Genomic DNA, 13949 nt, shown 5'->3' with positions numbered 1-13949 from the left:
TGATGGCTTTATATGTAATTATTTCGATAAAATTTGTCAAGCAAAGGTAAAAGATAAAAACGTATAAAAAAACAAATCATTGTTATTGAGAGGTTTTTCAAAACAATTTTATTCAAGCAAAAACCCCCAACCAGAAAAGTGGTTGAGGGCTTTCAAAAAAAATCAAAATATTTATCTTTATCCTACCAGTCTGGATTTTGTCCTAAACCTGGATTAGTGTTCAATTCGATTTGTGGTATTGGCCATAAGAACTTAAAGCTAGTATAAGGTATGGCAGCAATAGGAGTAGTTACAACAAAACTATTTCCTAGTACATATGCAGCAGCAGCAGGTGCACCATTAGCAAATTTTGCAGGAACTCCATTAGTAGCAACTAATGCTATTGGATCACCTTGTAATCTATGAATATCTGTCCATCTACGTCCTTCTTGTAAAAACTCAATTCTTCTTTCTTTAAGAATAGCCTCAACCAAAGTAGCATCTGAAGTAAAAGAAGCAGCAGTGTAAGCTTGAGTAGCCGGAATAGCCAAAGATCTGTTTCTCACAGAGTTTAACAAAGTCAAAGCAGCTGTTGGATTAGACAAACGAGCCTGAGCTTCAGCCATATTCAATACTACTTCAGCATATCTGATAACCGGTGCAGCATCAGTTCTGTTCGTAACGTCTGTATATTTATTAGAATATTTAATCCCTGTATTAGTAGCAGTAAAGATAAACTTTCCATTTTCTCTTCGTTTATCATCCGCCAACCATTTTGAATCTCTCCAAAGAATTGGACTAACACAAACTAAAGCCCTGTCTTTCAATATACTAGCCAACGCAGCATTTGAACCAGGATTAGATATAGCAGAGTGTTGAATAGAAAAAATAGACTCTGAGTTACTAGGCGCAGTACCTGTAGTATTTTGAAACGGAGCATAGGGATCAGCAGTAATTGCAAAAGCTGCAGTTAATTTATTCCCTTCAACTATTACATTTGCCCAGTCTCTCTTTTGAAGATAAAGTCTTGTCTTGAAAGCAATTGCAGCCCACTTAGAAGCTCTACCTATAACTCTTGATGAAAAAGTAGCTGAGTTACCAGTTGTGATTAAAGTTTCTGCATCATTTAAATCTGCCAAAACTTTTGCATAAACTTCAGCAACTGTATTTCTTGGTTTTGCTGCTTCTGTTGCAATTTCTTCACTTGTATTAACCCCAACTTCTCTGTAAGGAATACCAGGATGAGTAGCACCAGGGGTGAAAAAATATGGTTTTGCAAAATAAGTAAGTAATTCTAAATGGGTGATCGCTCTTAAAAACTTACATTGTCCAATGTAATCATTTCCTACAGCCTGAGTAATAATCCCCTTAGCAACAGCATCTGTTGTTCCTTCGATCATGATATTACATCTGTTGATTAATCTGTAACCATCAACCCAATAGTAAACATTATTAGCAGTTGTTGGATCATAAGTTCCTCTGTATGTTAACTCGTAAAAAGTTTGCATATTTACAACATCTTCTCCTCTTGCTTCACCTTGTTCTACAAACGCAGCTCCCCAAACATAACCTCTACCACCATTAGGGCTTGTTGGTGCAGCATTATATTGTCCAATAGCTGCAGCATTATAAACACCATTCATATAGGTAGAAATCAAAGTAGGTGTTGTAAAAGCATCCGGACTTAGAATATTGTTTACTGGTTTTAAATCCAATATTTTTTCTTCTGTACATGAGCTCATCCCGAGTACAACTACAGAAAGTAGAATTGTTTTTATTATATTTTTCATATGTTTTTATTATAAACTTACATTTAATCCAACTGATATCACTTTAGCACGTGGTGTACCATTAACATCTACTCCAGATGTTTCCATTTCAGGGTTTATACCTTTGTAGTTTGAAATCAACCAGATATTTTGTCCCTGAACAAAAAGTCTAAAAGTATCAACACCAATTTTATCCATTAACATTTTTGGCAATGTGTAACCGATACTAATATTATCAAGAGAGATAAAATCACCTTTCTCAACAAAACGAGTAGTTGCACTTCCTGAAAGGTTCGTAAATGTATTTGAACTTGCATATAATCTTGGTGTCCATCCGTCTCCAGGATTATCAACACTTTGCCATCTTCCTAAAATCTCTGTTCCGTTGTTGTTAAAGTTTTGGTTCATTAACTCTCTTCTTGTAGAGTTAAAAATTTTGTTTCCTCCACTAAATCTAAACATGAAACCAAAATCAAGATTTTTGTATTTCATTGTAGATGTAAATGATCCGTAGTATGTAGGTAATGTATTTCCTAAAATAGTTTTATCAGCAGTTCCTAAAGATGCTGCTGTAGCTACGTTAGCAGGATTAGCAGGGTCATAAACAGCATAAGTTGTTGTATTAAGATTTCCTTGTACTAAACTACCATCAGCTTTGTAATAAACCGGGTTACCATTTGTTTTGTTAACACCCCAATATCTATATCCATATAAAGAGTTAATTGATTCTCCTTCTTTGATAATAATGTTAGGTGCAATATTTGTATCTGTAGATGAACCACCTACGATTGGTTGACCACCATATAAAGCAGTAACTTTATTTTTAGTAAGTGTTACGTTAGAAGAAACATCCCAAGAAAAGTTTGCATTGTTAATTGCTTTAAAACTAGCAGCAAACTCATAACCCTGATTGTACATTTTACCAACGTTTTGATTGATTGTATTATTTGGAATACCGATAGAAGGAGGAGTTGGCGCTGCCAAAACTAAATTATCAATATCATTTTTATAATAATCAAATGCTAAAGTCAAACGGTTGTTGAACAAACCTAAATCTACACCATAATCAATTTTAGTAGAAGTTTCCCATTGTAATAAAGGATTACCAAATTGATAGTAACCAATACCATTAGAACTAGCATATGGAGAACCAACTGTAAGATCTTTAGAAGGGTAAGATGCACTATTTAAAACATCAACGTTACCAACTTCAGAATAAGAACCTCTGAATTTTAAATCAGATACTGTACCGCTAATTCCTTCCATGAATCCTTCTTTAGAAACTGTCCAACCTGCAGAAACTCCAGGAAAGTTATGGTATCTAACATCTGATTCAAACTGAGAAATTCCGTCACGTCTAAGAGATCCCTGAATAAAATATTTCTCTTTATAGTTGTATGTTGCACGACCTAAATATGATATAATTCCTTTTTCTAAAATACCACCACCAGTATCTTTAGTATTAAAACTATTACTTACTAAATTCTTATCAAAGAAATCACTGATGATATCACTTCCCTGACCCCATAATGTTTTATCTTGTGATTTTTGATACTCAGCAACACCTGTTAAACCAAGATTATGATCTTCAGCAAAAGTATGTTTGTAATTCAAAATATTTTGCCAGTTCCATCTTAAAAGATTTCTATTCTCTTGGTAAACATATCCATTAAATGAACGTCCGTCTCCATGAATAGGATTCCAGTATTGGTAACCATCAGTTGAAGCGTTATCTGCACTTACTTGTAATTTATAACTTAAGTCAGAAGTAATCTTTGCATTTGCAAATACACTAGCGATAATTCTAGTTGTTGTAGATTTATATTTATTATGATCAAGAACATATACAATATTTGTAATAGCATCTCCTACAGCAGCTAAGTTATCCCATTGGCCAACAGCCGCATTACCTGGTGCAAGATTATATCCTGTTGGGTCAAGAGCATCATAAATTGGCGTGTTTGGTAACTGTCTGATGGTATTAAAAATATTACCAGATAAACCACTAGCACTACTATTCAATCCATTATACTCTGTTCTGTTTACATTTAAATTTGTACCAAAGCTTAACCATCTGTTGACATCCTGATCGATATTAGCTCTAACAGAATATTTTTTCATATTATTAGCCAAATTGATACCATCTAAATCTGTAATACCTAAAGATAAATAGTATTTTGTTTTATCAGAACCTCCACTAAAATTAAGATTATGAGTAGTTTGAGGAGCATTTCTTAAAACAGCACTTTGCCAGTCTGTATTATAAGTATTACCAACTGCCCAAGGTGTTTGTCCTGCATTTGTTCTCTTTTCGTTAGAGATAACCAAGAAATCAGGAGTTTGTAACAAATCGTATTTTTTAGCTGCACTAGCAACACCAAAAACACTTGAGTAAGAAACTTTTAAAGTACCTTTTTTTCCACTTTTAGTAGTAATCAAAATAACTCCGTTTGCAGCTCTAGAACCATAAATAGCCGTTGCAGCACCATCTTTCAAAACATCAAAAGACTCAATATCTTCTGGATTGATATCTGCCAAACCATTTGTAGCTGACACACCACCAATATCACCTGAATAAATAGGAATACCATCTACAACAATTAAAGGCTCTGTACTTCCTGAAATAGATCCAATACCTCTAATTCTGATTTTTGGAGCAGCTCCAAGAAGACCTGTATTAGTTAATACCTGAACTCCTGTTGCTCTACCGGCTAAAACACCCTCGAAACTTGGAGTTACCAAGTTAGCAATGTCTTTTCCGGCAATTTTAGAAATGGAACCGGTTACTTCCTTTCTTTTTTGTACACCGTACCCAACAACAACAACCTCATTCATTAATTGAGCCTCAGACTCTAATTCGACATTTACTGTGTTTGATGTACCAACAGTAACTTGTTTGTTATTCATACCTACATATGAAAATACTAACACATCTCCTGTTTTTGCTTTTACAGAATAACTTCCGTCAAAATCTGTTTGAGTATTTGCCTTTGATCCTTTAACAGCAACATTTACTCCTGGAATGACACCTGTTTTATCAGATACCTTTCCAGTTACAGTTCTCTCCTGAGCGAAAGAAAACTGCATAGACAACGCTACTAATAGCGTACAAATCCATTGTAATTTTAATTTCATTTTAATTTATTTTGAATTAGTATGGGGCAAACATCTTAATTATTTCTTAAAATAACAAATCATTTTAACTTAATTTTAATTCAAAATATTAAACATCCTTTAATATCCATCTTAAAACATAGAATTTTCATCATTTTTAGTAGCAATATTCCTTATAATTTAGAATAATTAAAAATCTATGTTAATTACATACTTAACATTTTTTTAACAACTTCGACAACAAATCCATCAACCTCATAAAAAACTACAATCTCTTTTATCAACATCATTAAAATAGATAGCTTTTTTAAACTTTTGACAATTACAAGTTTTTTGTTTAAAAAAATATAGAAATTTGTTTTAGAAATTTTGTAATATTTGTGAATTAAAAGAAATAAAGAGAAAATGCTTGCAAAAAATTTTTCCGGATTTGTTATGGAAACCGGAACCGATGAGGCTGGACGTGGTTGTCTCGCCGGACCAGTAACAGCAGCAGCTGTAATTTTACCTGCAGATTTTGAAAATCAGATTTTAAATGACAGTAAACAATTGTCTGAAAAAACCAGAGTATTATTAAAACCAATTATAGAACAACACGCTGTTTGCTTTGCAGTTACACATTTATTACCAGACGAAATAGACGAAATAAACATACTTAACGCATCAATGAAAGGAATGCAGGAATGCATTTTAAAATTAAATCAGGTTCCTGAATTTATTATTGTAGACGGAAATCGTTCCCTGAATGCAAAATTAGGCTTGAAAAATAGCTTTGGAAAGCAATTCTCTTTAACTGAAATAGAATTATTAAAATCTATTCCCAATCAAAGCATTATAAAAGGAGATGCAAAATTTTTAAGTATTGCTGCAGCTTCTGTTTTGGCAAAAACATATCGAGATGAATATATGGATCAAATTCATGAAGAATTCCCGATGTACAATTGGAAACAGAATAAAGGATATCCTACCAAAGAACATCGGGAAGCTATTAGAAAATATGGAACTACAAAATACCACCGAATGAGTTTCAGACTCTTGCCTGAACAACTTTCTCTAGAATTCTAGGGTTTTAGTAATCTTTTCATTTTCTTTTAAAATCGAGATTAATTCATATTTCCATTTCAAAATATCTTCAGCAGAAGCCCTGTCAGCTTTATCAAAATAAAAATGTCTCTGGATTTCTAATCCTGAATAAATAAAAATTCCCGTATCAGATGTTAAGGTTAAAGCTTTATCCATTCCCATTGCTTCATATTCTGCATTTGATTTTCCGTGCGAATTGATAATAATGGTTTTCTTACCGGTTAATAAGCCTTTTTGAACACCTTGATCGTATCGATAAGCAAATCCGTAACTAAAAACACGATCAATATAACCCTTCATAATTGCCGGCATACCTGTCCACCAAATTGGGTAAATAAAAATAATGCGATCAGCCCATGTAATAAAATCCTGTTCTGTTTTAACATCATCTGCAACTTCTCCTATTCTTTGTCCGTTCATATCTTCAAGAGATAAAACGGGATTAAAATTGATTGCGTTCAAATCACGAATAACAATTTCCTGACCTGATTCCTGAAGATTTTCGATTACAGTCTGTTTAAAGAAATGATTTAAACTACCAGAATTTGGATGCGCATAAATAACTAAATTTTTCATGTTTTTATTTTTTAAGATTGAACATGACAAATTTAGAAAGCAAGGTTTGGGTACAATTGTAAGAAAACGAAAACCTAAATTAGTCTGCTTTTGAACTGCAGATATCATTTTGGAATTTTAGAAATTTTGTTGGCGAAATATTCATATAATATTTAAAGTCATGTATCAACTGACTTTGATCATAATAACCACACTGATCGACTACAGTAATCCAATCAGTAATTATAGAACCAACAGCATTTTTTTGAATTACCTCAACCGCTTTTAAAAACCTTTCATAACGATTGACTTCCTTAACAGTATAACCAAAAAACTTCTTTTGGTTAAGTTGAATATTTCTTTCGCTTTGATTTATTTTTGAAGCAATTGCTTTAATGGGATTTAAATTATCTTCTTTAAAGTCTGACAAAAGTGATATTATAGTATTTTGTTCCCGTAAATAAGGTTTACAAAACTCTAAAATGTAATTTACCCGATCTTTTGTGTTAGCTATCTCTTTTAACTCTTCCCATAAAGTTGTAAAACAATTTTTCTGAATTAAGGCATCGGGATGAATAGGTAAAGCATCAAAAAGTACATTACCAAAGAATCGATAAAAAGCATCCTCCTTAAAATTAGCAACTAATATCTCAGAGCCCGGATCTAAAGTATAATCGAAAGCTTGTTTTATTGGTCCTAAAACCAAACACTTTTCTACTTCAAGAATGTTATTTTGTTCAGATTTTAAAAAAGCCCTTGAGCCAAAATTAAAAACCAGAATGGTTTGAAAGCTTGGTAATAACGTTTTCGTTATTGGAAGGTCGGTTTTATTCTCTGCAAAGTAAAAGTGAGAAAAAACATTTTCAAATGCTAAAGGAACAGCAATTCTATAATTGTTATTTTCTTCAGCATCTTTCATCCTTATATATTTAAAAAGCTAATTAAATAAATTCAGCTTCGAATAATTGAGTCAAATATTTTACAATTTTGGCTTTTACTTCGTCTTCATCCACTTTTTCTACACCAAGTTCTACTTGTAATGAAGTAACTCCTTTCCCGCGAATTCCACACGGAATAATATTATCAAAGTAACCTAAATCTACATTTACATTTAAAGCAAATCCATGCATCGTTACCCAGCGTGAAGCACGTACACCAAGTGCACATATTTTTCGTGCAAACGGAGTTCCAACATCCAGCCACACTCCGGTTTCCCCTTCGCTTCTACCACATTTTAAACCATATTCCTCCAGAGTCAGAATAATAGATCCTTCCAGAAAACGTAGATATTTATGAATATCCGTAAAAAAATTTTCTAAATCCAAAATAGGATAACCTACAATTTGTCCTGGTCCGTGATAGGTGATGTCACCACCACGATTGATTTTATAAAAAGTTGCGCCTTTAGCTTCCAGCTGTTTTTCGTTTAGCAGCAAGTTTTCAAGATCACCACTTTTACCTAAAGTATAAACATGAGGATGTTCTACAAACAACAAATAATTTGGTGTTTCTAAATCGAGCTCTTCTCTTCTATTTTTGATTTTTAAGTCGACTATATCCTTAAAAAGATCTTCCTGATATTCCCAGGTCGATTTATAGTCTTTACTTCCTAAATCCTGAAGTTGAATTTTTTTATTCATTTTTATTATTTTTCAAACTCTACATCAAAGTTAAGTTTGTCAGGATTCTCCATATAATCCGTGAAAGGGTATTGAATTGTAATTGATTTTCGATCGTCGCTAAACAAAGCATTTGGGTTAGAAACTTTTTTGATACGTTTAGGAAAATGATACTTTATAATATAGGTAGAAGAAGCAAAAATCATTTTCGACATATCCGGTGCAGAATCTTTTGCTTTTTCAGCTAGTTTTTGTTTATCAATTACAGCTTTTCTAGTAAATTTCTTACCGTCATACGTATAACTTAATTTACTGCTATTATCTCCTAAACCGTTCCCAAAAGGTGATGCACTTCCTGCTCCTTCCAGTTTTTGAAGCGCACTTAAAGACTGCAATACATCTTGTAATTCATTTACATTTTTAAAATCTCTGGAAAGCGTCATTAAAAACTCTTTCTTTTCTGAATTCATTTTAGTATTTACTACAAAACTCTCCAGCTTTTTAAGGTCATTTTGAGCTTCTGGGGATAATTTTGCAATACTGTCTTTTTTCTCTTCAAATAATTGTTTAAAAGTAAAAGTAGAATCTACATTCTTTTTGGCTTCGGCTCCCATTTGATCGCCAATCTGATCTCCCGCCATTGCCATTAAAGACGAACCATCGATATCAACAGAAAATTTTCCGTTTCCGTTATCGCTTACATACATATTTTCGGTTAAAGTACAGCTTGTTAATGTTGCTATTAAAAAACAAAAACTAAGGAATTTGTATAATTTCATATGGGTAATTTTTATCAAAGATACAAAGACTATTCTATTTGATGAATCGTTTATTAGATGAATTGTCTAATCGTATTATTGTTTGTATTTAGGATTGCTTTGTCATTCTTGTCATTCTAAAACCTCTAATCAAATGTCTTTTAAAACCTAAAACTTCTCCTCTAGCCCCGATAGCAGCGGTATCCTTTTTTGCTTTTTTGGCAAAAAAGATACAAGCGGATAGCGGGACAAAAGGGTATTGAAAACCTAAAATTTGTGCTTCAAAAAATCTAAAAACTGCATTCTGAAATCTACATTCTTTTCTTTATCTTTGCACACTTAAAAAAGAGCACAAAATGGCATTATCAGAACAAGAAATCATTAGAAGAGAAAAACTTCAAAACTTACGCAACTTAGGAATCAATCCTTATCCAGCTAATCTTTTTCCTGTAAATCATACTTCGAAGCAAATTAAGGAGTCTTTTGAAGAAGGTAAGAAGGTAATTGTTGCCGGACGTTTGATGAGTGTGAGGGATCAGGGAAAAGCTTGTTTTGCTGAATTGCAGGATAGCGAAGGACGTTTGCAATTGTACGTTAATCGCGATGTTTTGTGCGAAGGTGATGATAAAACTTTATACAATACGGTTTTTAAAAAACTAACTGATTTAGGTGATTTTATTGGTATCGAAGGTGAATTGTTTACTACAAAAGTGGGTGCACAATGTATTCGTGTAGACGGATTTACTTTCCTGAGTAAAACTTTACGTCCGTTGCCTTTACCAAAAGTAGACGAAGACGGAAACGTACACGATGCTTTTAATGATCCTGAATTACGTTACAGAATGCGTTATGTAGATTTAACCGTGAATCCGCAAGTTAAAGAAAACTTCATTAAACGTACAAAGTTATATACTGCAATGCGTGGTTATTTTAACGATTCAGGATATCTTGAAGTTGAAACTCCGGTTTTACAGTCAATTCCTGGTGGAGCTGCGGCGAGACCTTTTATCACGCACCATAATTCGCTTGATATTCCGCTTTATATGCGTATTGCGAACGAATTGTATTTAAAAAGATTAATTGTTGGTGGTTTTGAAGGTGTTTATGAATTCTCGAAAAACTTTAGAAATGAAGGAATGGACAGAACGCATAATCCTGAATTTACCGCTATGGAAATATATGTAGCCTACAAAGACTACAACTGGATGATGGGATTTGCTGAAGGTTTACTAGAGCATTGCGCTATTGCCGTAAACGGAACCAGCGAAGCTACTTTTGGTGAACACCAAATTAACTTTAAAGCGCCTTATGCCCGTGTTACGATGACAGATTCTATCAAACATTTTACTGGTTTTGATATCTCAGGTAAAACGGAAGAAGAATTGTTTGACGCGGCAAGAGGAATGGGAATTGACGTTGATAAAACAATGGGTAAAGGAAAACTGATTGATGAGATTTTTGGAGCGAAATGCGAAGGAAATTATATTCAGCCAACTTTTATCACTGATTATCCTAAAGAAATGTCACCTTTATGTAAAGAACACCGCGATAATCCTGAACTTACAGAGCGTTTTGAATTGATGGTTTGTGGTAAAGAAATTGCAAATGCATATTCTGAATTAAATGACCCAATTGATCAGCGTGAGCGTTTTGAAGACCAAATGCGTTTGGCTGCAAAAGGTGATGATGAAGCTAACGGAATTATCGACGAGGATTTCTTAAGAGCACTTGAATACGGTATGCCGCCAACATCCGGAATGGGAATTGGAATGGACCGTTTGATTATGTACTTAACAAACAATGCTTCGATTCAGGAAGTTTTATTGTTCCCGCAAATGCGTCCGGAGAAAAAACAAGCTCAAATTGAATTGTCTGACGAAGAAAAATTTATAGTAGATTTATTGAAAGGAAATGAAAATAAAATGGATCTTCAGCAACTAAAAATTACTGCGAATTTAAGCGGTAAAAAATGGGATGCGTCTATGAAAAACTTATCTAAACATGGTTTGACTAAAGTTGCCGTTGAAGGTGAATTTAAGTTTGTGGAATTGGTGGAATAGTTTTTAAAATTCAAATTCCAAAACTGATTTATAATAATTAAACCCGACAGATTTTAAAAACCTGTCGGGTTTTTTCGTTAAATTTAGATAATTTTTAAAACAACATAAATATGGCAAATATGACTACTTTAAACATTTATCAATTTGACCAATCTGAATTAGATATTCTTAAACAAAGTGAAGAAGACATAAAATATGGACGAGTAATTTCTCAGGAAGATTTAGATAAAGAAGATTTGGAATGGCTTTGTGAAATATAATATCAAACCCGGGTAGATTTAAAAAGAATACTTCTCTAATTTCTTCCCATCAATATCCAAAACCTTTGCATTTTCTCTTGTCGCTTCCTCTTTTACAACTTCCTGAACAGATGGATTTGACGGATATTTTCCGTTTTTTAATTTTAGAAGATGAAATTTCCCTCCACTTACAACTATTAAATCATAAAATTTTTCAGTTACTGAAGTAGTTACATAAATAGGAAAATCTGTTACAGTAAAAGAATTAATTAAACTCCCGTCGTTGTTTAAGATATATCCTGAACAACCGCCGCTTCCACAGAAATTAGAGTTTGAGAAACCAACGAAATATTCATCCTTTTTATCATTGTTTAAATCGAAAGCTTCGTAATAAAAAAATCGATCCTCTTTTGTCAGTGCAGGCAAATCTTTCTTTAATAGAATATTCAATTGTTTTTGAATTTGTTCAACAACTTTATCTTCTTTTACCGGTGCATCGCTTACATCTGCAGTTCCAGCAACGGTTTTAGATAATGTATCTTCGGCAATTGTTTTAATGATACTTTTAGATTCCGTTTTATCTTTATTTTGACACGAAATAATTCCTAAAATTATAAATGCCACTAAAATTTTTATTTTCATAATTTCTTTTTTTTAATTCTTACGATTACGTTTTTTTTAAACCAGCAAAGCCGCTTTATTTTCTATATCATTATTAGTCAGCAAAGACTTTATATTATTAAAAGTAACCAAAGCAATCTGTGTTAAAGCTTCATTGGTAAAAAAGGCCTGATGCGCGGTAACCAGAACATTAGGAAAACTCATTAAACGCTGAATCGCATCATCCTGAATAATATCAGCAGAAAGATCCCTGAAGAATAATTTTTCTTCCTGTTCGTAAACGTCAATTCCCAGATAGCCAATTTTGCCTTTTTTTAAACCTTCAGTAACACAAGCTGTTTCTATTAATCCTCCCCTGCTTGTATTAATAATCATCACGTTTTCTTTCATTAAATCAATAGAATCTTTATTAATGATGTGTTTTGTGTATTCATTGAGCGGACAATGCAATGAAATAATATCGCTCGTTTTAAAAATTTCTTCTAGTGATACAAACTTAACTCCGTCCTTTATCATTGCATCATTTGTGACAATGTCATAAGCTAAAACTTTACAGCCAAAACCTAATGCAATTTTCGCAAAAGCTTTGCCGATATTTCCCGTCCCAATGATTCCGATTGTTTTTCCGAATAAATCAAAACCTAATAATCCGTTTAGGGAAAAATTTTGTTCCCGCACTCTGTTATATGCTTTATGTGTTTTTCGGTTTAAAGTTAAAATCATCGCCATGGCATGTTCTGCAACTGCCTGAGGAGAATATGCCGGAACGCGACATACTTTTATATTGTGTGTTTTTGCAGCTTCTAAATCAACATTATTAAAACCGGCGCAACGCAATGCAATAATTTTTACGTTTTTTTCTGCTAATTGTTTAATAACTGCTTCATTGACAATATCATTTACAAATACACAAACTATCGAAGCATTTTCGATTAAAATTACAGTTTGAGGATTGAGTTGTGTTTCAAAAAAATCCAATTCAAAACCAAAATCCTTATTGTACTTATTAAAGAAAGTTTTGTCATAAGGCTGCGTCGAAAAAAAAGCAATTTTATTGTTGTTTGATGGTATGTTCAAGCTCATATTAATTCATTTCAGATTACTAAATTCTAGTTTTACTAAATTACGCAATTAATTTTGAAGTAATTTTCTTATCATAAAAAAAGAGCTTCAATTGAAACTCTTTTATCTGATGGTTATTCTCGAAATTTTAAATGATCTGTACTAAACAGTAATCCAATACCGCTGTAAGGATCTCTTTTTAAATCATAAAAATTATTTACTCCTTCTAAATCTTTATACAAATCAGAAATTATCGATGAAGGCTGAAAACCATCTATCGTATGATTTATAATAGTATCTGATAGACATGTAAGTTCTTTTGTAGTATTTGTAACTCCAATATTATTTCCCGTTTCCCAATCCCAAATAATCCAGTCCCAATTGTGTTTTTTATGAACACAATCCATCCATAAATAAGACAGATTTTTAATTTTTATCTTTCCTAAATCTTTCGTTTTCCAATATTCAACATTTTCTATTATGGCTTTTATTGCTTCATCTGTTTGATTGTACACAAAATCAGGATTCGAAATTTGAATGGTTTTTATGGCATCTCCAATCTTTGTAGTAATCGTTTTTAATTCTTTTTCATTGGGATTTCTCAGGAAAGCAAACTCAATATCCAGTCGCTCAAAAACAGTTCCCGGCGATTTTCCGAGCATTTCTGCAGGAATACATTTTGTATTAGAATTTTGATTGAGAAACTCTTCCTTAGGATCAAATGAAAAGTTCTCTTCTTCATAAAATCCGGAAATATATTTTTCTTCAATTTCTTTTATTAACTCGTAACTCTCATAATTAAAATCTCCTTTTACCTCATCTTCATTTTTAAATTTACAAAAATAATCAGGTTGCAACATCCAATACAAACAAAGTGCTGTTCCTTTATCCAGATATTTTTGTTTAATAATCCATTTAAAAGGTTCAAGTCCGTCATCATAATTCCAATGCTGCACAAATTGATGCAATTCGGCAGCAGTTAATTTTTGATAAGACATCTCATTATTTACGGCTTTAAGAACTCGGTTTTTATTCTTCTTATTAAATAAATGTTCCATATTTATTTTTGTAATTCTATTTTTAAATTTCC

12 protein-coding genes are annotated in these 13949 nt (G+C 32.6%); 3 read left to right on the top strand and 9 right to left on the bottom strand.

Annotated elements, in window-relative coordinates:
* Positions 1-182: 182 nt before the first annotated feature.
* Both ASF10_RS03890 and ASF10_RS03885 read right to left on the bottom strand, forming a co-directional pair.
* Positions 183-1769, bottom strand: coding sequence for a RagB/SusD family nutrient uptake outer membrane protein (locus ASF10_RS03890; RefSeq protein WP_056245735.1), 1587 nt, complete (start codon positions 1767-1769; stop codon positions 183-185).
* A 9-nt stretch (positions 1770-1778) separates the two neighbouring features.
* On the bottom strand, positions 1779-4883 hold the full coding sequence (locus tag ASF10_RS03885) for a SusC/RagA family TonB-linked outer membrane protein (RefSeq protein ID WP_056245731.1): 3105 nt from the start codon (positions 4881-4883) through the stop codon (positions 1779-1781).
* A 384-nt stretch (positions 4884-5267) separates the two neighbouring features.
* On the opposite strand from ASF10_RS03885, the gene ASF10_RS03880 reads away from it, so the two are divergent.
* Entirely contained in the window at positions 5268-5927 is a 660-nt protein-coding gene (locus ASF10_RS03880) for a ribonuclease HII (RefSeq protein WP_056245729.1), read from the top strand.
* Here ASF10_RS03880 and ASF10_RS03875 read toward each other — a convergent pair.
* The 4 genes from ASF10_RS03875 to ASF10_RS03860 form a co-directional block, all read right to left on the bottom strand.
* The gene (locus tag ASF10_RS03875) at positions 5916-6521 is read right to left on the bottom strand and encodes an NAD(P)H-dependent oxidoreductase (protein ID WP_056245726.1); all 606 of its coding nucleotides are present in this window, start codon (positions 6519-6521) and stop codon (positions 5916-5918) included. The two genes, ASF10_RS03880 and ASF10_RS03875, sit on opposite strands and share 12 nt — an antisense overlap.
* A gap of 79 nt (positions 6522-6600) precedes the next feature.
* The gene (locus tag ASF10_RS03870; protein WP_056245723.1) at positions 6601-7419 is read right to left on the bottom strand and encodes a DNA-binding protein; all 819 of its coding nucleotides are present in this window, start codon (positions 7417-7419) and stop codon (positions 6601-6603) included.
* A gap of 22 nt (positions 7420-7441) precedes the next feature.
* Positions 7442-8140: a lipoyl(octanoyl) transferase LipB gene (gene lipB / locus ASF10_RS03865; protein ID WP_056245720.1), complete on the bottom strand. Its 699-nt coding sequence runs from the start codon at positions 8138-8140 to the stop codon at positions 7442-7444.
* Positions 8141-8145: 5 nt separating this feature from the next.
* Positions 8146-8898 (bottom strand): hypothetical protein, encoded by a 753-nt coding sequence (locus tag ASF10_RS03860; RefSeq protein WP_056245717.1) that lies wholly within the window; start codon positions 8896-8898, stop codon positions 8146-8148.
* A gap of 335 nt (positions 8899-9233) precedes the next feature.
* On the opposite strand from ASF10_RS03860, the gene lysS reads away from it, so the two are divergent.
* Entirely contained in the window at positions 9234-10937 is a 1704-nt protein-coding gene (gene lysS / locus ASF10_RS03855; protein ID WP_056245714.1) for a lysine--tRNA ligase, read from the top strand.
* A gap of 110 nt (positions 10938-11047) precedes the next feature.
* Positions 11048-11197, top strand: coding sequence for a hypothetical protein (locus ASF10_RS24205; protein WP_157849048.1), 150 nt, complete (start codon positions 11048-11050; stop codon positions 11195-11197).
* Between the two features lie 18 nt (positions 11198-11215).
* Here ASF10_RS24205 and ASF10_RS03850 read toward each other — a convergent pair whose 3' ends face one another.
* From ASF10_RS03850 to ASF10_RS03840, 3 genes are all read right to left on the bottom strand, one after another.
* Positions 11216-11818, bottom strand: a complete 603-nt coding sequence (locus tag ASF10_RS03850; protein WP_056245712.1) for a hypothetical protein — start codon at positions 11816-11818, stop codon at positions 11216-11218.
* Between the two features lie 36 nt (positions 11819-11854).
* Positions 11855-12880: a 2-hydroxyacid dehydrogenase gene (locus ASF10_RS03845; RefSeq protein ID WP_056245707.1), complete on the bottom strand. Its 1026-nt coding sequence runs from the start codon at positions 12878-12880 to the stop codon at positions 11855-11857.
* A 113-nt stretch (positions 12881-12993) separates the two neighbouring features.
* Positions 12994-13917 carry a DUF4274 domain-containing protein gene (locus tag ASF10_RS03840; protein WP_056245704.1) on the bottom strand — a complete coding sequence of 308 codons (924 nt, stop codon included), beginning with the start codon at positions 13915-13917 and terminating at the stop codon, positions 12994-12996.
* Positions 13918-13949 lie beyond the last annotated feature (32 nt).

The sequence above is a fragment of the Flavobacterium sp. Leaf82 genome, from assembly GCF_001422725.1.
GTDB lineage: Bacteria > Bacteroidota > Bacteroidia > Flavobacteriales > Flavobacteriaceae > Flavobacterium.
This window is presented reverse-complemented; position numbering and strand designations above follow the sequence as displayed.

Bases quoted from the DNA above. Each gene is read 5' to 3' on its own strand.
- ASF10_RS03890 (WP_056245735.1), bottom strand. From the start codon at position 1,769: ATGAAAAATATAATAAAAACAATTCTACTTTCTGTAGTTGTACTCGGG.
- ASF10_RS03885 (WP_056245731.1), bottom strand. From the start codon at position 4,883: ATGAAATTAAAATTACAATGGATTTGTACGCTATTAGTAGCGTTGTCT.
- ASF10_RS03880 (WP_056245729.1), top strand. From the start codon at position 5,268: ATGCTTGCAAAAAATTTTTCCGGATTTGTTATGGAAACCGGAACCGAT.
- ASF10_RS03875 (WP_056245726.1), bottom strand. From the start codon at position 6,521: ATGAAAAATTTAGTTATTTATGCGCATCCAAATTCTGGTAGTTTAAAT.
- ASF10_RS03870 (WP_056245723.1), bottom strand. From the start codon at position 7,419: ATGAAAGATGCTGAAGAAAATAACAATTATAGAATTGCTGTTCCTTTA.
- lipB (WP_056245720.1), bottom strand. From the start codon at position 8,140: ATGAATAAAAAAATTCAACTTCAGGATTTAGGAAGTAAAGACTATAAA.
- ASF10_RS03860 (WP_056245717.1), bottom strand. From the start codon at position 8,898: ATGAAATTATACAAATTCCTTAGTTTTTGTTTTTTAATAGCAACATTA.
- lysS (WP_056245714.1), top strand. From the start codon at position 9,234: ATGGCATTATCAGAACAAGAAATCATTAGAAGAGAAAAACTTCAAAAC.
- ASF10_RS24205 (WP_157849048.1), top strand. From the start codon at position 11,048: ATGGCAAATATGACTACTTTAAACATTTATCAATTTGACCAATCTGAA.
- ASF10_RS03850 (WP_056245712.1), bottom strand. From the start codon at position 11,818: ATGAAAATAAAAATTTTAGTGGCATTTATAATTTTAGGAATTATTTCG.
- ASF10_RS03845 (WP_056245707.1), bottom strand. From the start codon at position 12,880: ATGAGCTTGAACATACCATCAAACAACAATAAAATTGCTTTTTTTTCG.
- ASF10_RS03840 (WP_056245704.1), bottom strand. From the start codon at position 13,917: ATGGAACATTTATTTAATAAGAAGAATAAAAACCGAGTTCTTAAAGCC.